The sequence below is a fragment of the Comamonas sediminis genome, assembly GCF_041107495.1.
Taxonomy (GTDB): domain Bacteria; phylum Pseudomonadota; class Gammaproteobacteria; order Burkholderiales; family Burkholderiaceae_C; genus Comamonas; species Comamonas sediminis.
On the sequence record NZ_JBGBDC010000003.1, the window covers coordinates 392,089 to 418,860 of the forward strand.

The window sequence follows — 26,772 nt, forward strand, 5'->3', positions numbered from 1 at the left end:
GTGTGTCAGTCGTTGGGTGGAGAGCAGTGGGTCAATGCCGGTGCGGCGGCTGTCAGTGCAGCAGCGTGCCCGGCGGCGGGTTGCCCGAAGGCATGGAAACGCTGTGGGCCTGCCGCTCCATCGCATCCTCGCGCTCGCGGGCGGCGCAGCGGTTGTGGTGCTCGTTCAAGGCGGCAAAGGTGTGGTGCAGGTGCTTGCAGGCGGCCGATCGCAGATCGGCGCTGGCATGGTCGTCGCGCGTCAAGGCCAGCAGCTGGTGGTGCGCGCAGTGGATGCACTCGCCGGCCGATACCGGCTGGCTCAAGGTGTTGAAGCAGTCGGCCAGGTTCAGGTGCGCGACCACAAAGGCGGCCAGACGGTCATCGGCGCAGACGCCGGCCGGTGCATCGTGGAACAGCTGGTGCGCCACGCGCAGCGCATGCTCATGCCAGGCCAAAGCTTGCTCGGGGCGGTTGTCGCGGCTGGCTTCCACGCCGGTCTGGGTCAGGCGTTCCCATTCGCGCAGCAGCAGCGGGCCCGATACGGAGGACGGAAAACGTGAACTCATCGCTGCTCCTTGGCGGGCCCGCTGGCCGCCGTCATCACCCAGGCGTGCGATGCCTTGGCGGTTTCTGTGGGGACAAAGGCCTGGGGGTCTTCCAGCAGGCAGGTGGTGCCCAGGCGCTTGCACTGGTCGTGGTCGCGCCAGTAGCCGCCGTGGCTGATGCAGCCGGTCTGGCAGATCACCAGGTTGGCGGCATGCTGGCCCAGCTCCTGCAGATAGGCATCGGGTGGCGGCTGGGGCACGGCGGCCACTTCCATCGTCGCGGCCGGGTCCACACAGCGGCGCACGGCGGTGACGGCCGCGCGGTTGGCGATGGCCGACAGGTGGCGCAGCCGGTCTTCGCGCTCCCAGATGAGGGCGCTGTCGCGCATGATGACCTGGGCCCGCAGCCGGGTGACCTGGGCGCGCAGCGCCTTCACTTCAGCACGCAGGGCATCGACCTGGGCCGTGCAGCGCGCTTGCAGTGCAGCATAGTGGCGCAGCATCACACCGTGCTCCTGCACCAACGGATGGATGTCACTGTCTGGGTTTGGCACGGTGGGCTCGCCTCCACGGAATCAACGGAAAACACTTTGCTCGGCATCAAGGCAGCATCAAATGAAACCATAATAAATGAGAATCGTTTCTATTCGCAAACTCATTTGTGTATGGCCTGCCAGTTAGCAGTGGAATAGCGCTATCGGTTGAGCGAGCCACACGGCCAGAAGGGGAGATGGCTGCAAAGTTAAAATAGCTGTATAAAAATACAGATAAGCTATCACTAACAACCGTCGTGTCCATCCCCATGCTGGCCCCCCATCGCTACTACTACCTGCACAACTTCGAGCGCGCGCTGCAGTGGTTGGGGCAGCGCTATGGCGATGTGCTGGATGCGCAGGAGCAGCAGTTTCTGGCGGACTTTGCGCAAGCCCCGATGCAGTCGCAGGCGCTGATGGTGCGCATGCTGATGCGGCGCGGGCCCTGGTTCCGCGCGGACAAGCTGGTGTACGACGAGATCCCCGATGTGCATGCCGCCGCGCAGCCCTTGCTGGCGCTGGGATGGATCGATGCCGATGCCGACATGGCCCTGGCCGAGCTGTTTGCGCTGCACACCAAGCCCGAGCTGCTGCAGATCTTTGCCCACGCCGGCTTGGCGCGATCACTGCGCAAGGCAGACATGCTGGCCCAGCTTGCGCAATGGGCGCAGCCGTCAGACCCAAGTACCGAGCAAGCAGCCGAAGAGCTGCTGCAGCCTTACCACCGCTGGCACCCCCAGGCCGAGCATGCCGCCTGGCGCGTCACCATCGCTGAGCTGGCCGAGGGCCTGCGCCTGATGTTCTTTGGCAATCTGCACCAGGACTGGTCAGAGTTTGTACTGGCCGACCTGGGCATCTTCAAGTACGAGACGGTGGCCTTTGATGCGCAGTCGCGCGCGTTTCAGACCCGTGCCGATGTGCAGGGCTACCGCCAGCTGCAGCAGTGGCGCCAGGCGGTGGATGAGGCCGAAGACCGCCAGGCCTTGATGGATGCGATGGCCGACTGGCGAAGCGCCAACCCCTGGCTGCAGCAGCGCCATGCCAAGGTGCTGCTGCGCCTGGGCCAGGCCTGCGAGCGCAGCCAAAGCTGGGCACTGGCCGAGCAGGCCTATGCCGCCAGCCCCTACCCGGGCGCGCGCCACCGCCGCATGCGCGTGCTGGAGCGCATGGAGCGTTTTGACGAAGCCCTGGCCCTGGCCAGCGCCGCCGCGCAGCAGCCCGAGAGCGATGAAGAAAGCCAGCGCCTGGCCCGCATGCTGCCGCGCCTGCGCCGCCACCTGGGCCAGCGCAGCGCCAGCCGCCGCGCGCTCAAACCCGAGGTGGCACAGCTGCGCGAGGATGTGGCGCTGGACCGGGTGCTGCGCATGCCACGCATGGCGCAGGGTGGGGCGGCGATGGATGCGCTGAGCGATGCGGCTGCCCTGGAAGCCGCCTTGCGCGCTGGCGAAGCGCTGGACGCCACCGAGGCCCCCGAAGGCCTGCGCCTGATGCCGGTGGAATACGCGTTGCGCGACCACTGGCACCGCGACGATGCGCCGGTGTTTTATGTCGAGAACGCGCTGGTCAACTCGCTGTTTGGGCTGCTGTGCTGGCCGGCGATTTTTGCGCCTTTGCCGGGGGCGTTTTTTCATCCGTTTCAGGCGGGGCCGGCCGATGTGTATGCGCCCGATTTTGTCGCGCGGCGTGCGGCGCTGTTTGGCGCTTGCCTGGCCATGCTCGATGACGGCAGCTATGCCGATGTGATCCGCCAGCGCTTTGCCGACAAGGCCGGCCTGCAGTCGCCCTTTGTGTTTTGGGGCACGTTGACCGAGGCACTGCTGGCGCATGCGCTGGCCTGCATACCGGCGGCCCACCTCAAGCTGTTGTTCCAGCGCCTGCTCGGCAATCTGCAGGCCAACCGCACGGGCTTTCCCGACCTGGTGCGGTTCTGGCCGGCGGAGCGGCGCTACCAGCTGGTGGAAGTCAAAGGCCCGGGCGACAAGCTGCAGGACAACCAGATCCGCTGGCTGGAGTACTGCGCCGCCCATGGCATACCCGTGGGCGTCTGCCATGTGCAGTGGCGCGAGGCGGGCGCATGAGCTACACCGTGGCGGTGCGCGCCTTGTGCGAGTTCACTGCCCGCGCGGGCGACCTGGATTTGCGCTTTACGCCCGCGCCATCGGCGCTGGAAGGCATAGAAGGCCATGGCCTGGTGCGTGCCCGCCGGGGTGCGGGCTATGAGGCGGAACTGCGCCTGGCAGGCAGCTTTGAAGACCTGCAGGTGCGCGGCCGTGCCGATGGCTTTGACCCAGGCCTGGGTCAGCTGGAAGAAATCAAAACCTACCGGGGCCAGATCGACAGCGTGCGCGACAACCACCGCGCCTTGCACTGGGCGCAGGCCAAGGTCTACGGCCATTTGCTGTGCCTGGAGCGGGGCCTGCCCAGCCTGAAGGTGGCGCTGGTCTACTTCAACGTTGGCACGCAGCAAGAGACCGTGCTGGCCGAGCCCTACAGCGCCGCCGAGCTGCAGGCGTTTTTTGAGCAGCAGTGCCGCCTGTTTTTGGACTGGGCGCGCAGCGAGGCAGCGCACCGCAGCGCGCGCGATGCGGCGCTCACGGCGCTGCGCTTTCCGTTTGCGCAGTTCCGCAGCGGGCAGCGGGCGCTGTCGGTGGCGGTGTACCGCACCGCGCAGGCAGGCTTGCAGGCGGGCGGCGGCAGCTGTTTGATGGCGCAGGCACCCACCGGCATTGGCAAGACCGTGGCCACGATCTTCCCCATGCTCAAGGCCAGTGCGGAGCAGGGGCTGGACAAGCTGTTTTTTCTGACCGCCAAGACCACCGGCCACCGGCTGGCCTTGCATGCGCTGGGCTTGTTGCAGACAGCGCTGCAGGGCCAGACGGGCGCGGTGCCGCTGCGCGTGGTCGATTTGCAGGCGCGCGACAAAAGCTGCGAGCACCCGGACAAGGCCTGCCATGGCGATTCCTGCCCGCTGGCCCGGGGCTTTTACGACCGCCTGCCCGCCGCCCGCGCGCAGGCCCTGGCGCAGGAGCCGATGCTGACGCCCGACAAGGTGCGCAGCCTGGCGCTGCAGCACCAGGTCTGCCCCTATTACCTGACCCAGGAGCTGGCGCGCTGGAGCGATGTGGTCGTCGGCGACTACCACTACTTTTACGACAGCGCCGCGATGCTGTATGCGCTGACCCAGGCCCACCAGTGGAAGGTGGGCGTGCTGGTGGACGAGGCCCACAACCTGCTCGAACGCGCCCGCCGCATGTACACGGCCGAGCTGCCGCAGCACACGCTGGCTGCGGCGCGCAAGGCGGCTACCGGCCCGGTCAAAAAATCGCTGGATGCCTTGAACCGCCAATGGACTGCGCTGAACAAGGCCCAGCAAGAGGGCGGGCAGGACTACCAGGTCTACCCCGAACTGCCGCCCGGCCTGCTGGGCGCCGTGCAGCGCGCCGTGGCCGCCATTGCCCAGGCCCAGGGCGACAGCCCCATGCTGCCCGGCGATGCGGTACTGGGCTTTTACCTGGAAGCGCTGTCCTGGCTGAACCTGGCCGAGCAGCTGGGGCCGCATGCGCTGTTTGATACCAGTTTGTGGAGCAGCGCTGCGTCCGGCCGGCGGGGGCCGATGTCCACGCTTTGCATCCGCAATGTCGTGCCCGCGCCGCATCTGGCCGCGCGCCATACCGCCGCCTGCGCCACGGTGCTGTTCTCCGGCACCCTGGGGCCGCAGGCCTTCTACCAGGATCTGTTGGGCCTGCCGCCCGCCACGCAGTGGGTGGATGTGCCCTCGCCCTTCCAGGCCGCGCAGCTGCAGGTGCAGATTGCCGGGCATATCTCCACCCGCTACCAGGACCGGGCGCAATCGCTGGCGCCTATTGCCGAGCTGGTCGCGGCGCAGTTTGCCCGCCAGCCGGGCAACTACCTCTGCTTTTTCAGCAGCTTTGATTACCTGCAGCGCGCGGCCGAATGCATGCAGCGCCTGCACCCGCAGCTGCCGCTGTTTTGCCAGACCTCGGCGATGGACGATGCCGGGCGCGCCGCCTTTTTGGCGCGCTTTGACGAGGCCGGGCAGGGCATTGGCCTGGCGGTGCTGGGCGGGGCGTTTTCAGAAGGGGTGGACTTGCCGGGCAACCGGCTGATTGGCGCCTTTATCGCCACCCTGGGTCTGCCCCAGATCAACCCCATCAACACGCATATGCAGCAGGCCATGGCCCAGCGCTTTGGCGCCGCCAAGGCCTATGACTACACCTACCTCTACCCGGGGCTGCGCAAGGTGGTGCAGGCCGCCGGGCGGGTGATTCGCAGTGAGGACGACCGGGGCGTGGTGGTGTTGATCGACGACCGCTTTCACCGCGCCCAGGTGCGCGCGCTGCTGCCAGGCTGGTGGGCGCCGCAAAAGCTGTAGCGCAGCGTTTGTCTCAGAGGGTGTTAGGGGTTTCTGTACCAAATTTCCCATCACTTGAGGCGCTGTAAGAAAATACGGGCCTCTATGCCGATCCACGCCTTTTCTTTCTCGCCCCTGCGCCCTGTGGCCGGGGCCGCTGCGCTGCTGTGCGCCTTGTCCGCCGCTGCACAAACGGCACCAGCAACACCTTCCACCCCTGAAGCCACGCAGGCACCCGCTGCCGAAGCCACGTTGCCGACCGTGTCGGTGCGCTCGGCCGTCGGCACGGCCGATTTGCTGCGCCTGCCGGCCTCGGCCAATGTGGTGGAAGGCCGCGAGCTGCAGGATCGGCAGATGCAGGTCAACCTGTCCGAAGCGCTGGGCAGCGTGCCCGGCCTGACCCTGAACAACCGCAACAACTACGCCCAGGATCTGCAGCTGAGCGTGCGTGGCTATGGCGCGCGCTCCACCTTTGGTGTGCGCGGCGTGCGCCTGTATGTCGATGGCATACCCGCCACCATGCCCGATGGCCAGGGCCAGACCTCGAATGTCGATATCTCCAGCCTGGAGCGGGTGGAGGTGCTGCGCGGCCCGTATTCGGCGCTGTACGGCAATGCCTCGGGGGGAGTGCTGAGCTTTTACACCGAAGACCCGCAAGGCCCCCTGAAGCTGGAAACCGGCGTGAGCGTGGGCAGCGATGGCCAGCAGCGCTACAGCCTGAAAGCCAGCGGCCAGACCGATGGCGGCATGGGCTATGTGCTGAGCACCAGCCGCTTCATGACCGATGGCTACCGCGAGCACAGCGCTGCCGACCGCAACCTGCTCAATGCCAAGCTGGTGATTCCGCTGGCGCATGACGACAAGCTGACCCTGGTGGCCAACCACACCCGGGGCGATGCGCAGGACCCGCAGGGCCTGACCATGGCGCAGTGGCAGGCCGATCCGCGCCAGGCCAGCAGCGTGGCCAACCAGTACAACACGCGCAAATCGCTGGAGCAGCAGCAGCTGGGCGCCACCTATGACCTGCGCATCAACGCCCGGCAAAGCCTGAGCCTGTCGGCCTACTACGGCCACCGCAGCATGCTGCAGTACCAGTCCATCCCCAAAGCGCCGCAGCTGGCGCCGGGCCACGCCGGCGGCGTGATCGACATGGCGCGTGACTATGCCGGTGCCCGCCTGGTCTGGGTGGGTGAGTTCGACACCATCGTGCCGCTGCAGCTGAGCGCGGGGCTCGACCTGCAGCAGATGACCGAAGACCGCCAGGGCTACGAGAACTTTGTCGGCAACACCTTGGGCGTGCGCGGCCAGCTGCGCCGGGATGAGAAAAACAAGGTCAGCAGCACCGACCCCTTTGTGCAGGCGCGCTGGCAGCTGTCCCCCCGCTGGAGCCTGGACACCGGCCTGCGCTACAGCCGCGTGCGCTTCAGCTCGGACGACTACTACATCACCCCCGGCAATGGCGACGACAGCGGCAGCAGCCGCCACAGCAAGCTGCTGCCGGTGGCCTCGCTCTCCTACCAGCTCAGCCCGCAGCAAACCATTTACGCCAGCGTAGGGCGCGGCTTTGAGACGCCCAGCATCACCGAGATGTCTTACCGCAACAGCGGCTCGGGCCTGAACACCGATCTGCGGCCGACCAGCAGCACGCAGTGGGAGCTGGGCTACCGCCAGCAGCTGCGTGGCGATGCGCTGCGCGGGCTCTGGAGCGCGGCACTGTTCCAGTCGCACAGCAGTGACGAGATCGTGACCGACCAAAGCGCTGGCGGCCGCACCACCTACCGCAATGCCGGCAAAACCCGCCGCCAGGGCCTGGAGCTGTCGGCCCAGCTGGACCTCATGCGCGACTGGCAACTGCGCGCCGCCTATACCTGGCTGGATGCGCGCTTCCGCGAGGATTCGGGCAGCGGCATCGCCGGCCAGCGCCTGCCCGGCCTGGCCCGCCACAACGCCTACCTGGGTGCCGACTGGCAATTTGCGCCGGCCTGGACGGTCGGCATGGGCGTGCAGGCCAGCTCCAATGTGCAGGCCAACGATGCCAACACCCAGGCCGCCCCCGGCTATGCCACCACGGCCCTGAGCCTCGGCTACCGCGCACAGATCGCCCCGCGCTGGACCTTGGCCGCGTTTGCGCGGGTCAACAATGTGTTTGACAAGCACTACATCGGCTCGGTCATCGTCAACGACGGCAACCAGCGCTATTTTGAAAGCGCCATGGGACGCAACTGGGCCAGTGGCGTCAACGTCAGTTACCAGTTTTAAGCCGTTCCCGTCGCTATTGCCCTCCGGGATGCTTATCCACCGCTTGCTGGTGCATGGCGCGGGGGCATAGGGCCAGCCGGTAAAATCCCCGGTTTTGCGGGCTGGCCGCCGGCTGTAGAGCCCAGGCCCTGCGCTTGCCGCAAACCCCGTTTTTAAAACCACCCGCCTGCGCTGCGCAGCTGCCCCGGCCCTGACCGCGCAGCGCCGCAGCGCCCTGGCGGGTGTCTGTTGGTGCCTCCATGAACAACACCCCCCCATCTTTTTTCAGCCGCATCGCCATTGCGATCGGCAGCTTCTTCGCCATTCTGGGCAATGGCCGCCTGGCGGCCGATGTGCAGCGCGTGCGTGGCGGTGAGCGCCTGGCAGCCGATGTGCCACCGCAGGAAGTGCGTGTCGAAGTCCCGGTCGAGAAGATCGTCGAAGTCCGCATTGAAGTGCCGGTCGAGAAAATCGTCGAGAAGACGGTAGAGAAGCGGGTCGAAGTGCCCGTGGAAAAGCTGGTCGAGAAGCTCGTTGAAAAAACCGTGCAGCTGCCCACCGAGACCGCTGCACTGCAGCTGCTGGGCCTGCTCCAGCGCGAGGCCCGCTTTGTCGACTTTATCCAGGAAGACGTGGCGCCCTACACCGATGCCGAAATTGGCGCCGCCGCCCGCGTGGTGCACGAAGGCTGCCGCAAAGTACTGCGCGAGCACTTCGCGCTGGCCCCTGTGCGTGCCGAGGCCGAAGGCAGCCGCATCACCCTGCAGGCCGGCTTTGATGCCGCTGCCGTGCGCCTGACCGGCAATGTCGTGGGCCAGGCCCCGTTCACCGGCACGCTGGGCCACCGGGGCTGGCAGGTGACCGAGGTCAAGCTGCCCCAACTGACCGACACCGCCGCCGCCAAGGTGCTGGCCCAGGCCGAAGTGGAGCTCTAAACCATGCAAGCACCAGCCCAATTCAGCATCGGTATCGACCTGGGGACCACGCACTGCGCGCTGTCCTATGTGGACAAGAGCGCCAGCGATGGCGACCACCTGGTCCAGCATGTGCTGGCCATCCCCCAACTCACGGCGCCCGCCAGCATCGAGGCGCGGCCGCTGCTGCCGTCGTTTTTGTACCTGCCCCATGAGAGCGAGCTGAGCGCCGCCGACATGGCGCTGCCCTGGGGCGCGCAGCAGGATTTTGTCGTGGGCGAGTTTGCCCGCTCGCGCGGCGCGGCCACGCCGATACGCCTGGTCTCCAGCGCCAAGAGCTGGCTGTGCCACCCCGGTGTGGACCGCCGCAGCCCGCTGCTGCCGGCCGATGCCCCGGCCGAGGTGCACCGCGTATCGCCGCTGACCGCCTCGATCCGCTACCTGTCGCACCTGCGCTGGGCCTGGGAGCAGGCCCACCCCGATGCACCGTTCGATGCGCAGGACATCACCGTCACCATACCCGCATCCTTTGACCCGGCCGCGCGCGAGCTGACGGCCGAGGCCTGCAAGGCGGCCGGCTTTCAAAAGCTCAGCCTGCTCGAAGAGCCGCAAGCCGCGCTCTACAGCTGGATCCAGGCCAGCGGTGGCGGCTGGCGCAAGCAAGTGCAAAGCGGCGATGTGATCCTCGTCGTGGACGTGGGCGGTGGCACCACCGACCTGTCGCTGATCGCTGTGCTGGAGCGCGATGGCAACCTGGCCTTGCAGCGCGTGGCCGTGGGCGAGCACATCCTGCTGGGTGGCGACAACATGGATCTGGCGCTGGCCTATGCCGTGGCGCGCAAGCTGGCGCAAGAGGGCAAGCAGCTCGACGCCTGGCAAACCCGCGCACTGGCCCATGGCTGCCGCGCCGCCAAGGAGCAACTGCTGTCCGATGAGGCGCTGCAGTCGGTGCCCGTGGTGGTGCCCAGCCGGGGCAGCAAGCTGATCGGCGGCAGCATCCGCACCGAGGTGACGCGCAGCGAAGTGCTGGCCACCCTGGTCGAAGGCTTCTTCCCCCCAGTCGCTGTCAGCGACAAGCCCATCAGCCGCGCGCGTGGCGCGCTGACCCAGCTGGGTCTGCCCTATGCGCAAGATGCTGCGGTGACCCGCCACCTGGCCGCCTTCCTGTCGCGCCAGGCCGGCGTGACCGAGCAGATCGACGGCCTGCAGGGCACGCAGCCCGAAGGCGCCAGCTTTCTGCACCCCACCGCGATCCTGTTCAACGGCGGCGTGCTCAAGGCGCCGCAGATTGAGCAGCGCATCACCGAAGTGCTGAACAGCTGGCTGGCCGCCGAAGGCGCTGCCCCCGCACGCCTGCTGGACGGTGCCAACCTGGACCTGGCTGTGGCCCGTGGCGCTGCCTACTACGGCCATGTGCGCGAAGGCCGGGGTGTGCGCATCCGTGGCGGCACCGCGCAGTCCTACTACGTCGGCGTCGAGTCCAACATGCCGGCAATCCCCGGCATGGAGCCTCCCCTGTCTGCGCTGTGCCTGGCACCGTTTGGCATGGAAGAGGGCAGCGAGGCGGCGCTCGATACGCAGGAGTTCGGCCTGGTTGTGGGCGAGCCGGTGCGCATGCGCTTCTTCGGCTCCAGCGTGCGCCGCAGCGACACCGTTGGCACGATGCTCGATTTCTGGGGCCCCGAGGAGCTGCTGGAACTGCAGGAGATCGAGCTGAACCTGCCCGCCGCAGGCCGCGCCAATGGCGAGGTCGTCCCCGTCACCCTGCAGGCCCGCGTGACCGACATCGGCACTCTGGAGCTCAATGCCGTGCCCGTGGGCGGCAGCGAGCGCTGGAAGGTGGAGTTTGATGTGCGGGCGCAGACGGCGGCGGAGCAGTAAGCGGCAGGCCGTTGCAATGCAGCGGCCACTTTGCCTATAAAAAATGGCCCCTCAGTGTTGCGCTGACGGGCCATTTTTCGTTGTGGGTGGGATCAGCGCTGGCGCCTGCGGAGCTGGACCATGCCGAACAGAGCTGCCAAGGACGACAGCAGCATCAGCGCCCATCGGCCCAAGGTAGGCACCCTTGCCAGATTGGTGGCGGTATCCGGCACCTGGGGCACTTCCGGAATCTGCGGGGTACCCGGGTCGGTCACGACGGCGGCCTTGGCCTGCAGGTACCAGTTGCTGCCCACCTGGGCCAGCTGGTAGCGGAAGCCACCTGCGTCGATATAGCCGGGCGCTGGCAGCGTGAAGGCATTGGTGGCAGAGCTGCCAGCCACTTGCACCAGCAAAATGCCATTGCCGCTGGTGGCAGCACCTGTGCCGCCGAGGTTGCTGATGGCCAAGGTGGTGGGCGTTGCATCGGTATTGCCCTGCACCACCAGATGGTCTGCTGCCGAGCTGCTGTCGCCCAAAACGACATCCAGCGCCAGGCCGCCACCACCGGCGTAGTTGCCGGTGACGGTCAACACATCGCCTGCCTGGCTGTTGGACAGCGCCACCTGGCCCTGGTTGCCCAGATCACCATGGACCGAGAACGCCGCATCCTGGAAGCGCAGCGTATTGCCTGCGTTGACGACCAGGCCCATCGCCTCACCCGCCAGCGCGCCGCTGCCAGTGGCCAGGCTGCTGCCGGTCAACGTCAGGTCGCTGTTGCCTTCCAGACTGATGCGTTCCCAGTTCAGGAACTTGGCGGCCGGCTGCGGGCCGTTGATGGCCGCCAGGGTCAGGCGGTCCACATAGCCGTCTGCGGTGGACACGTCATCGCCGCCATCGATCAAGGTGATCTGGCTGATGTCGGTGCCATGGATCGTCAGGCTGTCCGAGCCATCGCCCAGCACGATGCTGCCGCTGACCTGGGCAGCGCTGTCCAAAGTCACGCTCGTATCGCCATTGCCGGGACCATCAAAGATCGCGCGGCCTGCGCTGGCAGTCAGCTGGCCGGCCTGGATGTGGATGCTGTTCGCCGCATCCGGGGCATTCACCGCGATCGCATCGCCCGTGGTGGCGGCCACGCTACCGCCTTGCATCTGCACGGTGTTGCCACCCGTGGCGCTGGCCTGGATGCCGTTGGCACCCTGTACCGTCACGGCTTGGGTGCCGATGCTGACCAGGCTGGTGCCCGCTGCGGGTGTGGCCGATGTATGTGCGCTGTTGCCCAATGCCACCTGCCCACCGCTGGCGAGAATGGCCGTGCCTGTGGCGCTGGTGATAGTGGCCGGCACAGGCATATCGACCGTGCCGGCCGAAATATTGATAGCCGTGCCGACGGTGCTGTTGATGTTGGCGGCGGAGCCTTGCACCTGTACCAGGCCGGCAGTGTTGAGGATGCCGTTGGACGTAGAGTAGATAGTCAGCCCGCTGCGGAACAGGGTGCTACCCACGCTCCTGCTGCTGCCACCATTGCGTATGCCGTCAGATGGGGCGGGGGTGGTAGAAGTTGCATCTGCTCCCATGCGCGTGCTTCCCAGCACTTCAACCACACCACCTGCGTTTTGGAGTGCGGCGCCGCCCGAGCCGCTAGCGCGCAGCGTTACCAGGTTCCCATCGATCAGTAACTTCGAGCGCTCGTTGGCTGCGTTTGCGCCGTCGTAGATAAAAATGGCGCGACTGCTGTTTCCTCGGGAAGTGATAGCCAGGTCTCCGAGTGCATGCACCAAGGCTGCACCGTCTCTTGCACCAATGTTGCCATTGTTGACGCCGCCCGAGCTCAAGGTATATGTGCTTCCGCCTGTGGTCGTCAGACTGGTGCCTGGCAACAGGTTCAACACAGATCCTTCGTCGTAGGCTCCTGCAACGTTGTTGCCACTGTAGTCCGTGCGGCTGGCGCTGCAGATGCTGCCCGCAGAGGCCGTCAGTGCGGCGTTGCCGGAAGGCGTATCCAAGCAGGCGGCCCAACTGCCAGATGCAAAGCCGGCAACCAAGGCTGCAAACAAAACACGGTGCGGGGTGACGGGTGTACGGGACTGGTTTCTGCAGATCATGGTGTTCCTGGGAAATCTTTCACTGACCTGCGCGACTTTAGTTGATTTAGTTAAACATGCCACATTTTGTAAATTTATTTGCAAAAATTAACCATCTCTGCAACACCTAGGCCATATCCGCTCAAAACACCCGCCCCTCCTCCAGATGCGTGCGCGTGCCATTGAGCACATAGTCCCCCACCACCCGGGTCTTATGCAGCAAAGGGTTGTGGCTGAAGATGGTGCGCAGGTTGCGCCAGTGGCGGTCCAGGTTCAGCTGGCGCGAGGTGGCGGAGGCGCCGCCTACTTCAAACAGGCGCTCGCCGGCATTCAGCGCCAGACGGCTGACGACCAGCTGGGTCTGGGCGGTGGCCAGCGCGCCTTGCAGCACGGCGTCGTCCGCACTCTGCGGGGCGTGCACGATGGCATAGGCGCCCTGGTCCAGCTGGCGGGCGTTGGCGCTGATGAGCGCATCGATCGCATAGCTGGCGGCGGCCAGCTCGCCGACGACGGCCTGCACAAAATGGTCGTCGCGTGAGCGCTCTGCCGGGCTGTGCATCGCAGGCCTGCCCAGCTGCAGCACATAGTGGCGCGCATCGGCCAGGATATTGCGCACAATGCCGGCAGCAGTCGCCACCAGGATCAGCTGGCGCAGCGCAGACGCATGGCGGCCGGCCAGGTTGTTGCGGGCGCCTGGACTGATTTCGTCGTCATAGACCAGCACGTTGTTCAGCTCCAGGCTGCCGCTGGCCGTCAGCCGCTGGCCCATGCCATCCCAGTCGTCGAGCACCCGCACGCCTTCGCGCTGCACGGGGATCACGGCATTGACGCCCTGGCCCTCGTCATTGACGGCAAAGACATTGAAGTAATCCGCATAGGCCGTGCCGGTGGCGTAGTACTTCTTGCCATTCAACCGGTGATGCAGACCCTCGCGCAGCAGGGTCGAGGTGCTGATGCCGGCGCGGGCCGTGCCCAGCTCGGTAAAGGCGCCGCCAAATAGCTTGCCCTGCAAGGCCCAGGCGTTCTGGCGCTGGGCCAGCGGGGAGGGCTTGGTGTCCAGCCGCAGCAGCTCGGTGGTGTTGAAGTGGGTGCGCAGCGCATGCGCCACGTTGGAATCGGCAGCGGCCAGGGTGCTGACCACCTCGACCACATCGGCCACCGATCCGCCCGGTCCGCCCTGTTCACGGCCAATGCGCAGGCCGCCCAGGCCCGATGCGCGAAGCAGGTCAAACGCCGCCCAGGGCGGCTCGCGCAGCAGCTCGCGCTGTGCAGCACCTTGGCCGATATCGGCCGCCAGCTGGGGCAGGCGGGCCAGCAGGTCATCGCGGCTGGGGCGGCTGGAGCGCAGGGGGGGAACAGAGGCATTCATGGCGGTGGACCTGGTGGGTTTAAGCGGCCGCTGGTGTGGGGGCCGGGGCAGCCGCGACATAGGGCACACGGCCTTCGACCGGGTGGCCGGGGTCGGTAAAGCCCAGGGTGGAAGGGTGGCCGGCGGCCACCAGGCGGTTGACCAGGGCCTCGTCATCAGCGGTGAACTGGTAATCGAGCGCGCGGATATAGCCGTCCCATTGCTCGGGCGTGCGCGGGCCGGCGATGGCGGCAGTCACCAGGCGGTTGTTCAGCACCCAGGCCAGCGCAAAGTCCACCGGGCTGATGCCGCGCTCGTCGGTATGCCGCTTGATCTCGGCGGCAATGTCGATGGACTCGGGGCGCCATTCGGTCTCCAGCATGCGCTTGTCCAGCCGCGCGGCGCGCGAGCCGGGCTCGGCCGCTTCCACACTCGGGTACTTGGCGGTCAGCACGCCCCGGGCCAGCGGGCTGTACGAGACCACGCCCAGCCCATAGGCGGCGGCAGCGGGCAGCTGCTCGGCCTCGGCCGTGCGGTTGACGATGTTGTAGAGCGGCTGGCTGGCGATGGGGCGGTCGATGCCTTCGGCGTCGGCCAGGTGCGCCACCTCGGCAATGCGCCAACCGCGAAAGTTGGACAGCCCGAAATAGCGCAGCTTGCCCGCGCGCACCAGGTCGCCAATGGCGCGCACTGCCTCGCCCAGCGGCGCATCGAAATCGGCGCGGTGAAAGTACAGCAGGTCGATGTAGTCGGTACCCAGGCGGCGCAGGCTGTTGTCGACCGACTCGATGATCCATTTGCGCGAGGTGCCGCGCCGGTTCGGGCCCTCGCCCAGCGGGTTGCCGAACTTGGTGGCCAGCACCCAGTCATGGCGGTCCTTGGCCAGCGCGCGGCCCACCACCTGCTCGGTCACGCCCTTTTGGTAGACGTCGGCCGTGTCGATGAAGTTGATGCCTTGGGACTTGGCCGTGGCGATGATGGCGTGCGCGGTCTGCTCATCGGTCGGGCCGCCGAACATCATGGTGCCCAGGGCGAGGCGAGAAACCTTGAGGCCGCTGCGGCCGAGATAACGGTAGGTCATGGCAATGGAGAAAACAAAGGGTTAGTGGACAAAAGAGATGACGGAGGTCTGCGTGTCAGCGGTCTGCGGAGCCTGCGGAGCCTGCGGATGGTGGCAGGCCACCAGGTGGCCTTTGCCGCTGTCGCTGAGCAGCGGCTCCTGCGTGGTGCACAGCGCGGTGGCGCGCGGGCAGCGCGGATGAAAGCGGCAGCCGCTGGGCAGGTTCTGCGGGCTGGGCAGGTCGCCGCCCAACGGGGCAGCCTGGCGGTGCCGGCTCGGGTCCGGTACCGCATCGAGCAGCGCCTGGGTGTAGGGGTGGCGCGGAGCGCTCCACAGGCTGCGGCGGTCGGCACTCTCGACGATGCGGCCCAGGTACATCACCAGCACCCGGTCGGCAAAGTACTGCACGACCGACAGGTCATGCGAGATGAACAAATAGGACAGGCCGAACTCGCGCTTCATCTCGACCAGCAGGTTCAGGATCTGCGCCTGGATCGACAGGTCCAGCGCCGAGACCGGCTCGTCGCAGACCACCAGATCGGGCTGCAGCATCAGCGCGCGGGCAATGCCCAGGCGCTGGCGCTGGCCGCCCGAAAACTCATGCGGGTAACGGCCCAGCGCACTGCGCGGCAGGCCCACGCGGTCGAGCAGGCGTTCCACCTGGCGGCGGCGCTGGGCACGGTCGCCCAGGCCATGCACCTGCAGCGGCGTCTCCAGAATGCTGCCGATGCTGTGGCGCGGGTTGAGCGACGCGAACGGGTCCTGAAAGATCATCTGCATGCGCTTGCGCAGGCTGCGCAAGCGCGCGCCTTGCAGCGGCAGAATGTCCTCGCCGTCCAGCGCCACCTGGCCGGCCGTCGGTGTCTCCAGCCGCAGCAGGCTGCGGCCCAAGGTGGATTTGCCGCAGCCCGATTCGCCGACCAGGCCGACGGTCTCGCCCTTGGCAATGCTGAACGACACACCATCGACGGCGCGCAGCACGCCCTTGGGCAGTTTGAAATGGGTCTGAAGATCGCTGACAGTCAGCAGGCTCATGGCAGTCCTAGGCAAGGTGGGCGCTCCGTGCAGACGCAGGCAGGGTGATGGGGCAGGCGCTGAGGCGTTGCGGGCCTGCTGCTTGCAGGGGCGGCACAACGCTGTGGCAATAGGCCTGGGCGCGCGGGCAGCGCGGTGCAAAGGCGCAGCCGGCCTGGCCTATGGCCGAGGTGATGCTGCCGCGAATCTCGGTCAGCGGGCCATCGAGGTAGTGCGCGCCGGGCTGCAGCCGGGGCGATGCCGCCAGCAGGCCCTGGGTGTAGGGGTGCAGGGGCTCGTCAAACAGCGGGCCGGGGCGGGCCTGCTCCACCTCGCGGCCGGCATACATCACCACCACGCGGTCGGCCCATTGCGACACGACGCCCAGGTCGTGGGTGATCAGGATCAGGCCCATCGATAGCTCCTTGCGCAGCCGGTCGAGCAGGTCCAGCACCTGGGCCTGGATGGTCACATCCAGCGCGGTGGTGGGCTCGTCGGCGATCAGCAGGCGCGGGCGGCAGGCAATGGCCATGGCAATCATCACGCGCTGGCGCATGCCGCCCGAGAGCTGGTGCGGAAAGTCATCGACCCGGCGCTGCGGATCGGGGATGCGCACGGTATCGAGCAGCTCGATGGCGCGCAGCCGTGCCGCCTTGGCACTCAAGCCCTCGTGCTGGCGCAGCACCTCGGCGATCTGCCAACCGATGGTGTAGACCGGGTTCAGCGAGGTCATCGGCTCCTGGAAGATCATGCCGATCTCGCGCCCGCGCAACTGGCGCATCGCGCGCTCATCGAGCGCCAGCAGGTCCTGGCCGTTGAAGCGGATCTCGCCCTGCGCAATGCGGGCCGCGCGCGGCAGCAGGCGCATCAGCGCGAGGGCGGTGAGTGATTTGCCCGAGCCCGATTCACCGACGATCGCCAAGGTCTCGCCCGCCTGCACGCTGAAGCTCAGCCCACGCACCGGATCGAGTTGCGGAAAACGGATGCTCAGCCCGCGCACATCCAGCAAAGAGGTTTCGGACATTCAGCGCTCCTGCGACAGACGGGGGTTGAGGGCATCGTTCAAGCCATCACCAATCAGGTTGAAGGCCAGCACGGCAAACACGATGGCCAGGCCCGGTGCGGCCGTCAGGTACCAGGCGGTGCGCAGCAGGTCGCGCCCCATGCCGATCATGCTGCCCCAGCTGACGACGTTCGGGTCGCCCATGCCCATGAAGGACAGCGCCGATTCCAGCAGGATGGCCGAGGCCACCATCACCGACGAGGTAACGATGATGGGCGGCAGCGCATTGGGCAGCATCTCGCGCAGGATGATGCGGCTGTGCGAGTAACCCAGCGCGCGGGCGGCCAGCACAAACTCCTTGTGGCGCAGCGCGCGGAACTCGGCCCGCACCAGGCGCGCCACCGTGGGCCAGGTCACCAGGCCAATCGCCACGACGATGGTGCTGATCGCCGGCTGGGCAATCGCCACCAGCACCACCAGCAAGATAAAGCTGGGAATCGTCTGGAACAGCACCACCACGCGCTGCAGCAGGTCATCGACCCAGCCGCCAAAGTAGCCGCTGACGGCGCCAATGCCAATGCCCAGGCTCAGCCCGATCAACGTGGCCGACACGCCCACCAGCAGCGACACGCGCGCGCCATGGGCAATGCCGGCAGCCACATCACGGCCCATCGAGTCGGTGCCCAGCAGGTAGGCGGCATCCTGGCCGGGCCAGAGAAAGGGCTGGGCCACCATGTCCAGCGGATCACCGGGAAAGAGCCAGGGCGCCGTCAGCGCCAGCAGCAGCACGGCCAGCAAGAAGCCGCAGCCCAGCATGGCCGTGGGATTGCGCAGGAACACGCGCAGCGCGCGGTAGCCCTGGCTGCCACTGCCGGCGTTGGCAGCACTGGTGCTGGTGCGCACCGCGTCGGGCGCATGCAGATTGGGCCAGGGCGCGGCATCGGGCTCGGCGTTGCTGGTGCTGCTGTGCGCCGCCTGTGCGGCCGCCAGCGGGTGGGTGGCGGCCGGGGGGATCGGCAGCGCCTGGGAAGAGGAAGACAAAGACATCAGCGCACCTCGATTCGGGGATCCAGCCAGGCATGCAGCAGATCGACCAGCACATTGGCGGCGATCACCAGCAGGGAAGAGAGAAACAGCACACCCATCAGCACGCTGAAATCGCGGCTCAGCACGGCCTCGAAGGCCAGGCGCCCCAGGCCCGGCCAGCTGTAGACGGTCTCGACCACCACCGCGCCGCCGAGCATGCCGCCCAGGTGCATGCCGGCCATCGTGGTCACCGGCAGCAGCGCATTGCGCAGCACATGGCGCACGGTGATACGCCAGGGCGAGAGGCCCTTGGCCGCGGCGGTGCGCACAAAGTCCTGCGACTGCACCTCCAGCATCGCTGCGCGGGTCAGGCGCGCATAGATCGCTACATAGAAGAGGGCGAGCGAGGTGGCCGGCAGCACCATGTAGCGCAGCTGATCGAGCACGGCGGCCACGCCACTCAGCTGCGAGCCGATGCTGGCCGAGCCGCCGCTGGGCAGCCAGCCGAGCTTGACCGAGAACAGCACGATCAGCATCAGCCCGGTCCAGAAGCCCGGCACCGAATAGAACAGCAGCGACAGCACCGACAGCAGGCGGTCCGGCAGGCGGCCGGCAAAGTAGGCCATCGCCGTGCCCAGCGCAATGCCCAGGCTCAGGGCAATCGCCAGCGCCAGGCCCATCAGCAGCAAGGTGCTGGGCAGGCGCTGGCCGATCAGCTCCATCACCGGCATGTTGTAGCGCGGCGAAAAACCCAGGCTGAAATGCGCCAGGTTGCCCAGGTAGGCCTGCAGCTGCTCCAGCACGCTCAGATCCAGCCCAAAGCGTGAGCGCAGCGCCGCCAGGGTCTCGGCGGTGGCCGCGCCGGATTCGCCGGCCATCACATCGGCCGCATCACCGGGTGTGAGCTGCAGCAGCAGAAAGTTCAAAATCGCTACGCCCAGCACCGTGGGTACTGCATATTTGGCATTGAACCAGAGCGATCGCAATAAACGGGGGAGGGTATTCATGCGCATTATTGATCGGGGGTGACCCTGTGCATGATAGGAGCGTTCCTGCCTTATCTCCGGTATTTGCAGCATGCCATTTCATATATCAAAAGGTGCAAACTAAATAACAAATATCGGTATCTGATTTTTATTGGTTGGTGGCTGCTCGCCAAAGTTTTTCGAGCGGATGTGAACCCAAAACCGCATATTTTGTTTGCTTGGCAGCACATACTTGAAAGCTATAAGCGGTGGCAAGGGGCTGCGCTGTACGTTTGCACTGTGCTTTGGTGGGGATTTGCATGCCAGCGTTGATGGCTGATTTTTAAATATGCAAATGCAAAATCGGCGCAAGAACACGCTGCTGATTCATGGGATTATTCAAGCCAATGCGGACGGTGAAATCCCCGGTTTACCTCTATGCCGGTTTACCGTCCTTTGTCGTGAAACCCCCTGGCCGCTCCATGAACTCTGCAATACCCCTGGATACGCTCGCTGATCGAGAGACATTCGCCTCGCCGCTGGATTTTCCGGACAGCCCCCTGTCGCAGGCTTTTGCGCAGCCCATTCTGCTGGGCCTGTTTCTGCCGATCCAGGCGGGCGGCTGGAGTGCCTCGACCCTGCCGCGCAGCACCGACTGGCGCTTTGACTACAACAAGGACCTGGTGCTGAAGGCGGAAGACCTGGGGTTCGATCTGGTGTTTGCGCTGTCGCAGTGGCTGCCCAAGGGCGGCTACGGCGGGGTGTTCAATGGCGATGCGCTGGATTCGTTTGCCACCACGGCGGCGCTGACCTCGGTCACCCGGCGCATCATGCTGATCTCGACCATCCATGTGCTCTACGGCCCGCTGCACCCGCTGCACCTGGCCAAGTGGGGTGCCACCTTGGACCATATCTCGGGCGGGCGCTGGGGCATCAATATCGTCACCGGCCACCGCGAGGTGGAGCACAAGATGTTTGGCTGGGACCAGATCGAGCATGACCGGCGCTATGACCTGGCCTCGGAGTTCATCGAGGTCGTGCAGCGCCTGTGGTCCTATGACGAGAACTACTCGTTCGAAGGGATCTCGCCGTGGAAGCTGGGGGGCGGTTTTGTCAGCCCCAAGCCGCGCTTTGGCCGGCCCGCTCTGGTCAATGCCACCGGCTCGGACGCCGGAATTGCCTTTGCGGCCCGGCATTCGGACCTGGTCTTCATCACCAGCCCCGGCGCATCGGACTTTGCCCGTGCCATCGAGGTGCTGCCCGCCCATGCGGCCCGCGTCAAGCAAGAGGCGCGCAATGCCGGCCGCAACGTGCGCACCTTGCTCAACCCGATGGTCATCAGCCGCGGCACCGAGGCGGAGACCTGGGCCTACCACGATGCCATCGTGGCCCACCAGGACCAGCGCACCCCGGACGGCTTCAGCAGCTTAAAGAGCGATGCCCATGCCTGGCGCGGCCGCACCGCCCTCGATGCCCCCAAGCGCCGCGCCATCGGCGGCAACATCGAAGTGATCGGTACGCCCGAGCAGGTGGTCGAGCAGTTTGTCCAACTCAAGCGCGCCGGCATCGATGGGCTGCAGCTGAGCTTTTTTGACTTCAAGCCCGATCTGGAATTTTTTGGCGACCGCATCTTGCCGCTGATGAAGCAGGCCGGCTTGCGTTTCTAGCGGCAGCACCTGCGCTGCACTGCGCACAGCTTTATCCACAGACTTTCGCCGTCTCTCCCGTTTTTCTTTGCGCTTTTTGCGTGTTATCTGCGCTTTGGCTGCGCCTTCTCTCCTGGACCATTGCCCATGCGAACTCTCTACAAAAACCTGGCCTGGGGCCTGCTGACCGCCAGCACATTCGGCGCGGCCTATGCCCAGGCACCCGCCACGCCCGTCAAGGGCGGCACCATCACCTCGGTGGTCGCGCAGGAGCCGACCTCGCTGGTGTCCTTTCTCGATACCAAGACCGACAACCGCGATGTCAGCGCCAAGATCACCGAAGGCCTGCTGCGCTATGACGCCAAGTTCCAGCCCCAGCCGCTGCTGGCCACGTCCTGGACGGTCAGCCCCGATGGTCTGCAGTACCGCTTCAAGCTGCGCGAGGGCGTCAAGTTCCATGATGGGCGCGACTTCAGCTCGGCCGATGTGCGCTACTCGTTCCTGACCCAGAAAAAGCTGGGCCCGCGTGGCCGCATCACCTTGCAGAACCTGGAGCGGGTCGATACGCCCGACGCACACACGGCGGTGCTGGTGCTGTCCAAGCCTGCGCCGTTTCTGCTCAAGTCGCTGTCGTCGGCAGAGCTGCCGATTGTGCCGGCGCACCGCTATGGCGATGGCGACCCGCTGGGCAGCCCCAACGCCAATGCGCCGGTCGGTACAGGCCCGTTCATTTTTGAGCAATGGGTGCGCGGCAGCCATGTGATCCTCAAGCGCAACCCGAACTACTGGCGCCCCGGTGTGCCCCATGTGGACCGGGTGGTGATCCGCTTTGTGCGTGACCCGGCGGCGATCTCGGCGGCCATCGAAACGGGTGAGGCCGATGTGGCGCAGAACCTGGCCCTGGCCGACCTGGGCCGCTTGCTGCAAAAGCCCAACCTCAAGCTCGATGCCAGCTATGACGCGTTCCTGAACAACGCGTCGTTCCTGGAGTTCAACGTCGAGAACCCGGTGCTGGCCAAGCCCGAGGTGCGCCATGCGATTGCCCATGCGGTCGACCGCAACTTCATCGTCAACAACGTCTACTACAAGCAGGCCGAGCTGGTGAACTCGCCCGTCCCCAAGGTGCTGGGCGCCTATTACGACGACAGCCAGTTCAACTACGGCTTTGATGTGGCCCGCGCCAACCAGCTGCTCGATGCTGCCGGCTACCCGCGCCAGGCCAACGGCCAGCGCTTTGCGCTCAAGCTCACCTACATCCCCGGCGCGCAGTTCAAGCAGACGTCCGAGTACCTGCGCTCGGCGCTGAACCGTGTGGGCATCAAGGTGGACATTCTGGATGGTGACCTGCCCACCTTCCTCAAGCGTGCCTATACCGCGCGCGAGTTTGACCTGAACCTCAACGGCCTGGGCCGGCTGTTTGATCCATCGGTGGGCGTGCAGCGCATCTACTGGTCCGACGGCATCAAGAACCCGCTGATCTGGATCAATGCCTCGCACTACAACAACCCGCAGGTGGACAACCTGTTCCGCCAGGCTGCTGTCGAGGTGGACGAAGCCAAGCGTGCCGCGCAGTTCCGCGAGATCCAGCAGATTGTGGGCCGTGATCTGCCGGTCTACCCGATCGCGACCGTGCCGTCTGCGCTGCGGGTACACAGCACGCGGGTGCATGGGCTCAACAACAGCATTGACCTGACGTCTGGAGACTTTTCTGACCTGTGGCTGGAGGCTAGCAAATGACGACGACCATCGACTTTCCCAACGAAACCACCCTCAGTGAGAGCGCGGCAGCGGCCCAGGGCATTGCCGCCAGCCTGGCCTTTGCCAGCGCCCGTGAGCAGCTACAGGCACTGGCCGATGGCCGCGTCAGCGCGGTGGAGCTGCTGGAGCAGGCGCTGGCCCGCATCGAGCGCCATGATGGCGAGCTCAATGCGATCCCGGTGCGGGCGATCGAACAAGCCCGGCGCGATGCCCAGGCGGCCGATGCCGCCTTGCAGCGGGGCGAGCGCAAGCCGCTGCTGGGCCTGCCGATCACCGTGAAGGAGAACTTTGATGTTGCGGGCCTGCCCACCACCGTGGGCAACCCGGACTACCGCAGCAATATCGCCCGGCAGGATGCGCCTGCGGTGGCGGCGTTGCGGGCGGCCGGCGCGGTGCTGATCGGCAAGAGCAATGTGCCGCTGGCGCTGAGCGATCTGCAAAGCTACAACGCGGTCTACGGCAGCAGCAACAACCCCTGGGATCTGCAGCGCACGCCCGGTGGCTCATCCGGCGGCAGCGCAGCGGCCGTGGCGGCCGGCTTTGTGGCGCTGGAGCTGGGCACGGACATTGGCGGCTCGGTGCGCATCCCCGCCCACTTCAACGGCGTGTTTGGCCACAAGACCAGCTATGGGCTGATCTCGATGCGCGGCACCGGCGCGCCGCAAGGGCGCTTTGCCGCGCGCGACCTGTCGGTGGCTGGGCCACTGGCGCGCACGGCGCTGGATCTGGAGCTGGCGCTGGCGCAGCTGCTCAACCTCGATCCGCTGCAGGCCAAGGGCTGGCAGGCCAGCCTGCCGCCGCCGCGCCACCAGCGGCTGCAGGATTTTCGGGTGCTGGTGCTGGGCGCCTGGCCGGGCCAGGAGGCGAGCCTGTCCGAGCAGCTGGTGATTGCCAGGGTGGTTAGCGCCTTGCAAGCGCAAGGCGTGCAGACCACGCAATGGCGCGATCTGCCTCCTGCGCAGCGCCCCGACCTGAGCGAGCAGCACCGCACCTACCGCAGCCTGCTGGGCTCGTCCGTCGCCCATGGGGCGCCGCTGACCGAAGCGCAGCAGCAGCGCCTGGCCGAGCTGGAGCCCGATGACCGCAGCGCCGAGGCCGCGTTGCTGCGCGCGCCCAGCCTGCCCCATGCCACCTGGCTGCAGGACAACGAGCACCGCCATGCGCTGAGCCACCAGTGGGAGCAGCTGTTCAAGGACTATGACGTGGTGCTGACCCCTGTGGCGCCCACCCCGGCCTTTGCGCACCAGCAGCAAGGCCACAAGGAAGAGCGCCGCTTTCCGGTGGCCTATGCCGATGGGGTGCGCCACATCGGCTTTCGCGAGCTGTTTTACTGGGCCGGCTTGCCAGTGCTGCCGGGCCTGCCTGCGACCAGTTTCCCGGTCGGGCTCGATGATGACGGGCTGCCCATCAGCGCCCAGGTGGTCGGCCCCTACCTGGAAGACCGCACGACCATTGCCTTTGCCCATGCCTGGGAGCAGGCCCAGGGCGGCTTTGTGGTGCCGCCCCGCTATGCGCAGGGGGATGCATGAGCGCCGTGCTGCAAGCGCTGCAGCAGCCCCTGGATACGGCCAGCCCGGGCCCGGCCTTGGACGAGGCCCGCTTGCTGGCCCGCGCGCAGGCGCTGATCGGCGAGCTGGCCGCACTGGCGGAGGCGCATGACGCCAGCGGCGCGGCGCCAGCCCCCCAATTTGCGCTGCTGCACCAGGCCGACTTGCTGCGGCTGACCATTGCCCGCGAGGCCGGTGGCCATGGCGCAGGCCTGGCCAGCGCCCGTGCGGTGGTCGGGGCCATTGCCCAGGGCGACCCGGCGGTGGCCTTGATTTTGGCGATGCACTACAGCAACCATGCGGCGATTGCCCGCTCGCAGCGCGCAGCGCAGGGCGAGTGGCCGGCAGCGCTGGCGGACGAGCTGATAGCGGCCAGCCTGCAAGGCCCGGCATTGCTCAACGCCGCCCAGGTGGAGCCGGAGCTGGGCTCGCCCTCGCACGGCGGCCTGCCGGCGGCGCGGGCCAGGCGCGTGGCCGGTGGCTGGCAGCTGAGCGGCCACAAGGTCTATGTGACCGGCGGGCCGCTGTTGGCCTGGATCAGCGTGCTGGCCGTGACCGACGAGCCCGAGCCGCGCCTGGGCAGCTTTGTGCTGCCCCGAGATACTGCCGGTGCCCGCCTGCTGGACACCTGGAACCCCATGGGCATGCGCGCCACCGTCAGCCAGGACCTGGTGCTCGACGGCGCCTGGGTGCCCGACCACCATGCGGTAGGCCTGCGCCCGGCCAGCCTGGGCCTGCAGCGTGAGGCCCATGGCATTGCCTGGTACTTCAGCCTGGTGGCCACCGTCTATGACGGCGCGGCGCGCTCGGCGCGCGATTGGCTGGGTGCGTTTTTGAACCAGCGCCGCCCCAGCGCACTGGGCGGTGCCAACCTGGCATCGCTCACCACCGTGCAGGAAAAGTTTGGCGAGATCGAGGTGCTGCTGCAGACCAGCGACTGGCTGCTGGACAGCCATGCCCGCGCCTACGACAGCGGCACCGCGCCCGATGGCCTGGTGGCCGTGGCCAAGCATGTGGCGGTGGACAACGCGCTGCGCGTGGCACAGCTGGCGCTGGAGCTGGCCGGCAACCACGGCCTGGCGCGGCGCAATCCGCTGGAGCGCCATCTGCGCAATGTGCTGTGCAGCCAGATCCATTCGCCGTCCAACAGCCTGATCCGCAGCAACACCGGCCGTGCGGCCTTGCAAAAGCGCCAGGCCGCTGCCTGAGCACAGCCCCTGTTTTTACCCTTGGTACCTCGCATGTCTACTGATCCCGATTTCTCGCTCGCCACGCGCCGCCACTTCATGCTGGCCGCTGCGGCCTCCGGCCTGGGCACGGCAGTCCCCAGCCTGGCCTGGGCGCAGGACAAGCCGCAAAAAGGCGGCACCTTGAACCTGTTGCTCTTCCCCGAGCCGCCGACCTTGACGACGATTGCGCACACGGCGGGCTCGTCGGTGACGATCTCGGGCAAGGTCACCGAGGGGCTGCTGACCTATGACTTCAACCTCAATCCGCAGCCGCAGCTGGCTGTGGCCTGGACCATCAGCCCCGATGGCCTGGTCTACCGCTTCCAGCTGCGCCAGGGCGTCAAATGGCATGACGGCAAGCCCTTCACTTCGGCCGATGTGGTGCATTCGATTGGCCTGCTTAAAGAGTTCCACCCCCGGGGCCGCGCCACCTTTGCCGGCGTGGCCGAGGTGCAGGCCCCCGACGCGCACACGGTGGTACTGCAGCTGAGCCGCCCCATCCCGTACCTGATCACGGCACTGGCGGCCTCGGAGTCGCCGATCGTGCCCAAGCACCTCTATGCCAGCGGCCGGGCCGATACCAACCCGGCCAACAATGCGCCGGTGGGCACGGGCCCCTTTGTATTCAAGGAATGGGTGCGCGGCAGCCATGTGATCTACGAGCGCAACCCGCATTACTGGGATGGCGACAAGCCCTATATCGACCGGTTGGTGGTGCGCTTTATCCCCGACGCCGCCGCGCGCACGGCAGCCATCGAGAGCGGCCAGGTGCAGATTGCACCCAGCTCGCCAGTGCCCTTTGCCGAGGTGGAGCGCCTGCGCGCCAAGCCCGGCCTGCAGTTCGAGACCCGGGGCTATGAATACATCAACAGTGTCTACCGCCTGGAGTTCAACCTGGAGAGCGAGCCGCTCAAGGACCTGCGCGTGCGCCAGGCTATTGCCCATGCGCTGCAGCGCGAGAACCTGCTCAAGGTCGCCTGGTACGGCCAGGGCAGGCTGACCACCGGGCCGGTGCACCCGGCGCTGAAGAAGTTCTATGTGCCCGATCTGCCGGTGTTGCCCTATGACCTGAAACGTGCCGAGAAGCTGCTGGATGATGCGGGCCTGACGCGCGGCAAGGCCGGCGGCCAGTGGCGTGCGCGGCTGAACCTGACCCCCATCCCCAACGAGGGCGGCCAGCGCACTGGCGACTTCCTCAAGCAGGCGCTGGGCCGCATCGGCATCGACGTGCAGATCAACAGCCAGGACTTTGCCACCTACATCAAGCGCATCTACACCGACCGCGCCTTTGACCTGCATGTGAGCGCGATGAGCAACACCTTTGACCCGACGGTGGGCATCCAGCGGCTGTACTGGTCCAAGAGCTTTCAGCGCGGGCTGCCGTTCTCCAACGGCGCGCACTACGCCAGCCCCGAGGTGGACCGCCTGCTGGAATCCGCCGCCGTCGAGATGAACGAGGCCCAGCGCATCCGCGAGGTGGCGGAGTTCCAGAAGCACATCGCCACCGACCTGCCCGACATCACCTTGGTCGCCCCCGACATCTACACGATTGCCGACAAGCGCGTGCGCAACCACACCGTGGGTGCGGATGGCGTGGCCGGCAACCTGGCCGGCGTCTGGCTGGCCGCGTCCTGATCCATCTGCCTAGG

The 26,772-nt window shown here is 66.6% G+C and carries 20 protein-coding genes; 11 read left to right on the forward strand and 9 right to left on the reverse strand.

What is annotated here, in order from left to right:
- Positions 1-52 precede the first annotated feature (52 nt).
- Positions 53-547, reverse strand: a complete 495-nt coding sequence (locus tag AB7A72_RS09435; RefSeq protein ID WP_239809452.1) for a hypothetical protein — start codon at positions 545-547, stop codon at positions 53-55.
- Positions 544-1,080, reverse strand: coding sequence for a hypothetical protein (locus AB7A72_RS09440; RefSeq protein WP_369459742.1), 537 nt, complete (start codon positions 1,078-1,080; stop codon positions 544-546). Before AB7A72_RS09440 ends, AB7A72_RS09435 begins: the two co-directional genes overlap by 4 nt.
- A gap of 248 nt (positions 1,081-1,328) precedes the next feature.
- Here AB7A72_RS09440 and AB7A72_RS09445 point away from each other — a divergent pair, with 248 nt between their 5' ends.
- From AB7A72_RS09445 to AB7A72_RS09465, 5 genes are all read left to right on the forward strand, one after another.
- Positions 1,329-3,137 carry a VRR-NUC domain-containing protein gene (locus AB7A72_RS09445; protein ID WP_369459743.1) on the forward strand — a complete coding sequence of 603 codons (1,809 nt, stop codon included), beginning with the start codon at positions 1,329-1,331 and terminating at the stop codon, positions 3,135-3,137.
- Positions 3,134-5,452, forward strand: a complete 2,319-nt coding sequence (locus tag AB7A72_RS09450) for an ATP-dependent DNA helicase (protein ID WP_369459744.1) — start codon at positions 3,134-3,136, stop codon at positions 5,450-5,452. The genes AB7A72_RS09445 and AB7A72_RS09450 overlap by 4 nt, the downstream gene beginning before the upstream one ends.
- Positions 5,453-5,536: 84 nt before the next feature.
- The gene (locus AB7A72_RS09455) at positions 5,537-7,690 is read left to right on the forward strand and encodes a TonB-dependent receptor family protein (RefSeq protein ID WP_369459745.1); all 2,154 of its coding nucleotides are present in this window, start codon (positions 5,537-5,539) and stop codon (positions 7,688-7,690) included.
- Between the two features lie 239 nt (positions 7,691-7,929).
- Positions 7,930-8,604, forward strand: a complete 675-nt coding sequence (locus AB7A72_RS09460) for a DUF2760 domain-containing protein (protein ID WP_133857494.1) — start codon at positions 7,930-7,932, stop codon at positions 8,602-8,604.
- A 3-nt stretch (positions 8,605-8,607) separates the two neighbouring features.
- Positions 8,608-10,464 (forward strand): Hsp70 family protein, encoded by a 1,857-nt coding sequence (locus tag AB7A72_RS09465; protein WP_369459746.1) that lies wholly within the window; start codon positions 8,608-8,610, stop codon positions 10,462-10,464.
- 92 nt (positions 10,465-10,556) lie between these two features.
- On the opposite strand, the gene AB7A72_RS09470 is transcribed toward AB7A72_RS09465, so the two are convergent.
- The gene (locus AB7A72_RS09470; protein WP_369459747.1) at positions 10,557-11,948 is read right to left on the reverse strand and encodes an IPTL-CTERM sorting domain-containing protein; all 1,392 of its coding nucleotides are present in this window, start codon (positions 11,946-11,948) and stop codon (positions 10,557-10,559) included.
- Between the two features lie 451 nt (positions 11,949-12,399).
- Here AB7A72_RS09470 and AB7A72_RS09475 point away from each other — a divergent pair, with 451 nt between their 5' ends.
- Positions 12,400-12,639 carry a hypothetical protein gene (locus tag AB7A72_RS09475; RefSeq protein WP_369459748.1) on the forward strand — a complete coding sequence of 80 codons (240 nt, stop codon included), beginning with the start codon at positions 12,400-12,402 and terminating at the stop codon, positions 12,637-12,639.
- Positions 12,640-12,669: 30 nt separating this feature from the next.
- Here the strand turns inward: AB7A72_RS09475 and AB7A72_RS09480 are convergent, their stop codons facing one another.
- From AB7A72_RS09480 to AB7A72_RS09505, 6 genes are read right to left on the reverse strand one after another with little or no spacing between them, the layout of a single operon-like run.
- Entirely contained in the window at positions 12,670-13,896 is a 1,227-nt protein-coding gene (locus tag AB7A72_RS09480) for an acyl-CoA dehydrogenase family protein (protein WP_369459749.1), read from the reverse strand.
- A 19-nt stretch (positions 13,897-13,915) separates the two neighbouring features.
- Positions 13,916-14,956, reverse strand: a complete 1,041-nt coding sequence (locus tag AB7A72_RS09485; RefSeq protein WP_239809444.1) for an aldo/keto reductase — start codon at positions 14,954-14,956, stop codon at positions 13,916-13,918.
- Between the two features lie 21 nt (positions 14,957-14,977).
- Positions 14,978-15,970 carry an ABC transporter ATP-binding protein gene (locus AB7A72_RS09490; protein ID WP_369459750.1) on the reverse strand — a complete coding sequence of 331 codons (993 nt, stop codon included), beginning with the start codon at positions 15,968-15,970 and terminating at the stop codon, positions 14,978-14,980.
- Positions 15,971-15,977: 7 nt separating this feature from the next.
- Positions 15,978-16,973, reverse strand: coding sequence for an ABC transporter ATP-binding protein (locus AB7A72_RS09495; RefSeq protein WP_230779284.1), 996 nt, complete (start codon positions 16,971-16,973; stop codon positions 15,978-15,980).
- Positions 16,974-17,999 carry an ABC transporter permease gene (locus tag AB7A72_RS09500; protein WP_312410768.1) on the reverse strand — a complete coding sequence of 342 codons (1,026 nt, stop codon included), beginning with the start codon at positions 17,997-17,999 and terminating at the stop codon, positions 16,974-16,976.
- The gene (locus AB7A72_RS09505; protein ID WP_239809441.1) at positions 17,999-18,985 is read right to left on the reverse strand and encodes an ABC transporter permease; all 987 of its coding nucleotides are present in this window, start codon (positions 18,983-18,985) and stop codon (positions 17,999-18,001) included. The genes AB7A72_RS09500 and AB7A72_RS09505 overlap by 1 nt, the downstream gene beginning before the upstream one ends.
- Positions 18,986-19,425: 440 nt before the next feature.
- Between AB7A72_RS09505 and AB7A72_RS09510 the strand changes: the two genes are divergently transcribed.
- The 5 genes from AB7A72_RS09510 to AB7A72_RS09530 all read left to right on the forward strand — a co-directional run bounded on the left by AB7A72_RS09510 (position 19,426) and on the right by AB7A72_RS09530 (position 26,758).
- Positions 19,426-20,610 (forward strand): LLM class flavin-dependent oxidoreductase, encoded by a 1,185-nt coding sequence (locus AB7A72_RS09510; protein ID WP_239809440.1) that lies wholly within the window; start codon positions 19,426-19,428, stop codon positions 20,608-20,610.
- A gap of 126 nt (positions 20,611-20,736) precedes the next feature.
- Entirely contained in the window at positions 20,737-22,326 is a 1,590-nt protein-coding gene (locus AB7A72_RS09515; RefSeq protein WP_312410756.1) for an ABC transporter substrate-binding protein, read from the forward strand.
- Positions 22,323-23,876, forward strand: a complete 1,554-nt coding sequence (locus AB7A72_RS09520; protein ID WP_369459751.1) for an amidase — start codon at positions 22,323-22,325, stop codon at positions 23,874-23,876. The genes AB7A72_RS09515 and AB7A72_RS09520 overlap by 4 nt, the downstream gene beginning before the upstream one ends.
- A complete protein-coding gene (locus tag AB7A72_RS09525) occupies positions 23,873-25,102 on the forward strand; it encodes an acyl-CoA dehydrogenase family protein (protein WP_369459752.1) in 1,230 nt (409 codons plus the stop codon). Before AB7A72_RS09520 ends, AB7A72_RS09525 begins: the two co-directional genes overlap by 4 nt.
- Before the next feature lie 33 nt (positions 25,103-25,135).
- Positions 25,136-26,758 (forward strand): ABC transporter substrate-binding protein, encoded by a 1,623-nt coding sequence (locus AB7A72_RS09530; protein WP_369459753.1) that lies wholly within the window; start codon positions 25,136-25,138, stop codon positions 26,756-26,758.
- Positions 26,759-26,772 lie beyond the last annotated feature (14 nt).

Excerpts from the sequence above, each read along its gene's own strand:
- AB7A72_RS09505 (WP_239809441.1), bottom strand. The coding sequence starts at position 18,985 with ATGAATACCCTCCCCCGTTTATTGCGATCGCTCTGGTTCAATGCCAAA.
- AB7A72_RS09515 (WP_312410756.1), top strand. The coding sequence starts at position 20,737 with ATGCGAACTCTCTACAAAAACCTGGCCTGGGGCCTGCTGACCGCCAGC.
- AB7A72_RS09510 (WP_239809440.1), top strand. The coding sequence starts at position 19,426 with ATGAACTCTGCAATACCCCTGGATACGCTCGCTGATCGAGAGACATTC.
- AB7A72_RS09435 (WP_239809452.1), bottom strand. The coding sequence starts at position 547 with ATGAGTTCACGTTTTCCGTCCTCCGTATCGGGCCCGCTGCTGCTGCGC.
- AB7A72_RS09445 (WP_369459743.1), top strand. The coding sequence starts at position 1,329 with ATGCTGGCCCCCCATCGCTACTACTACCTGCACAACTTCGAGCGCGCG.
- AB7A72_RS09530 (WP_369459753.1), top strand. The coding sequence starts at position 25,136 with ATGTCTACTGATCCCGATTTCTCGCTCGCCACGCGCCGCCACTTCATG.
- AB7A72_RS09450 (WP_369459744.1), top strand. The coding sequence starts at position 3,134 with ATGAGCTACACCGTGGCGGTGCGCGCCTTGTGCGAGTTCACTGCCCGC.
- AB7A72_RS09475 (WP_369459748.1), top strand. The coding sequence starts at position 12,400 with ATGCTGCCCGCAGAGGCCGTCAGTGCGGCGTTGCCGGAAGGCGTATCC.
- AB7A72_RS09490 (WP_369459750.1), bottom strand. The coding sequence starts at position 15,970 with ATGAGCCTGCTGACTGTCAGCGATCTTCAGACCCATTTCAAACTGCCC.
- AB7A72_RS09500 (WP_312410768.1), bottom strand. The coding sequence starts at position 17,999 with ATGTCTTTGTCTTCCTCTTCCCAGGCGCTGCCGATCCCCCCGGCCGCC.
- AB7A72_RS09525 (WP_369459752.1), top strand. The coding sequence starts at position 23,873 with ATGAGCGCCGTGCTGCAAGCGCTGCAGCAGCCCCTGGATACGGCCAGC.
- AB7A72_RS09455 (WP_369459745.1), top strand. The coding sequence starts at position 5,537 with ATGCCGATCCACGCCTTTTCTTTCTCGCCCCTGCGCCCTGTGGCCGGG.
- AB7A72_RS09480 (WP_369459749.1), bottom strand. The coding sequence starts at position 13,896 with ATGAATGCCTCTGTTCCCCCCCTGCGCTCCAGCCGCCCCAGCCGCGAT.
- AB7A72_RS09460 (WP_133857494.1), top strand. The coding sequence starts at position 7,930 with ATGAACAACACCCCCCCATCTTTTTTCAGCCGCATCGCCATTGCGATC.
- AB7A72_RS09495 (WP_230779284.1), bottom strand. The coding sequence starts at position 16,973 with ATGTCCGAAACCTCTTTGCTGGATGTGCGCGGGCTGAGCATCCGTTTT.
- AB7A72_RS09485 (WP_239809444.1), bottom strand. The coding sequence starts at position 14,956 with ATGACCTACCGTTATCTCGGCCGCAGCGGCCTCAAGGTTTCTCGCCTC.
- AB7A72_RS09520 (WP_369459751.1), top strand. The coding sequence starts at position 22,323 with ATGACGACGACCATCGACTTTCCCAACGAAACCACCCTCAGTGAGAGC.
- AB7A72_RS09465 (WP_369459746.1), top strand. The coding sequence starts at position 8,608 with ATGCAAGCACCAGCCCAATTCAGCATCGGTATCGACCTGGGGACCACG.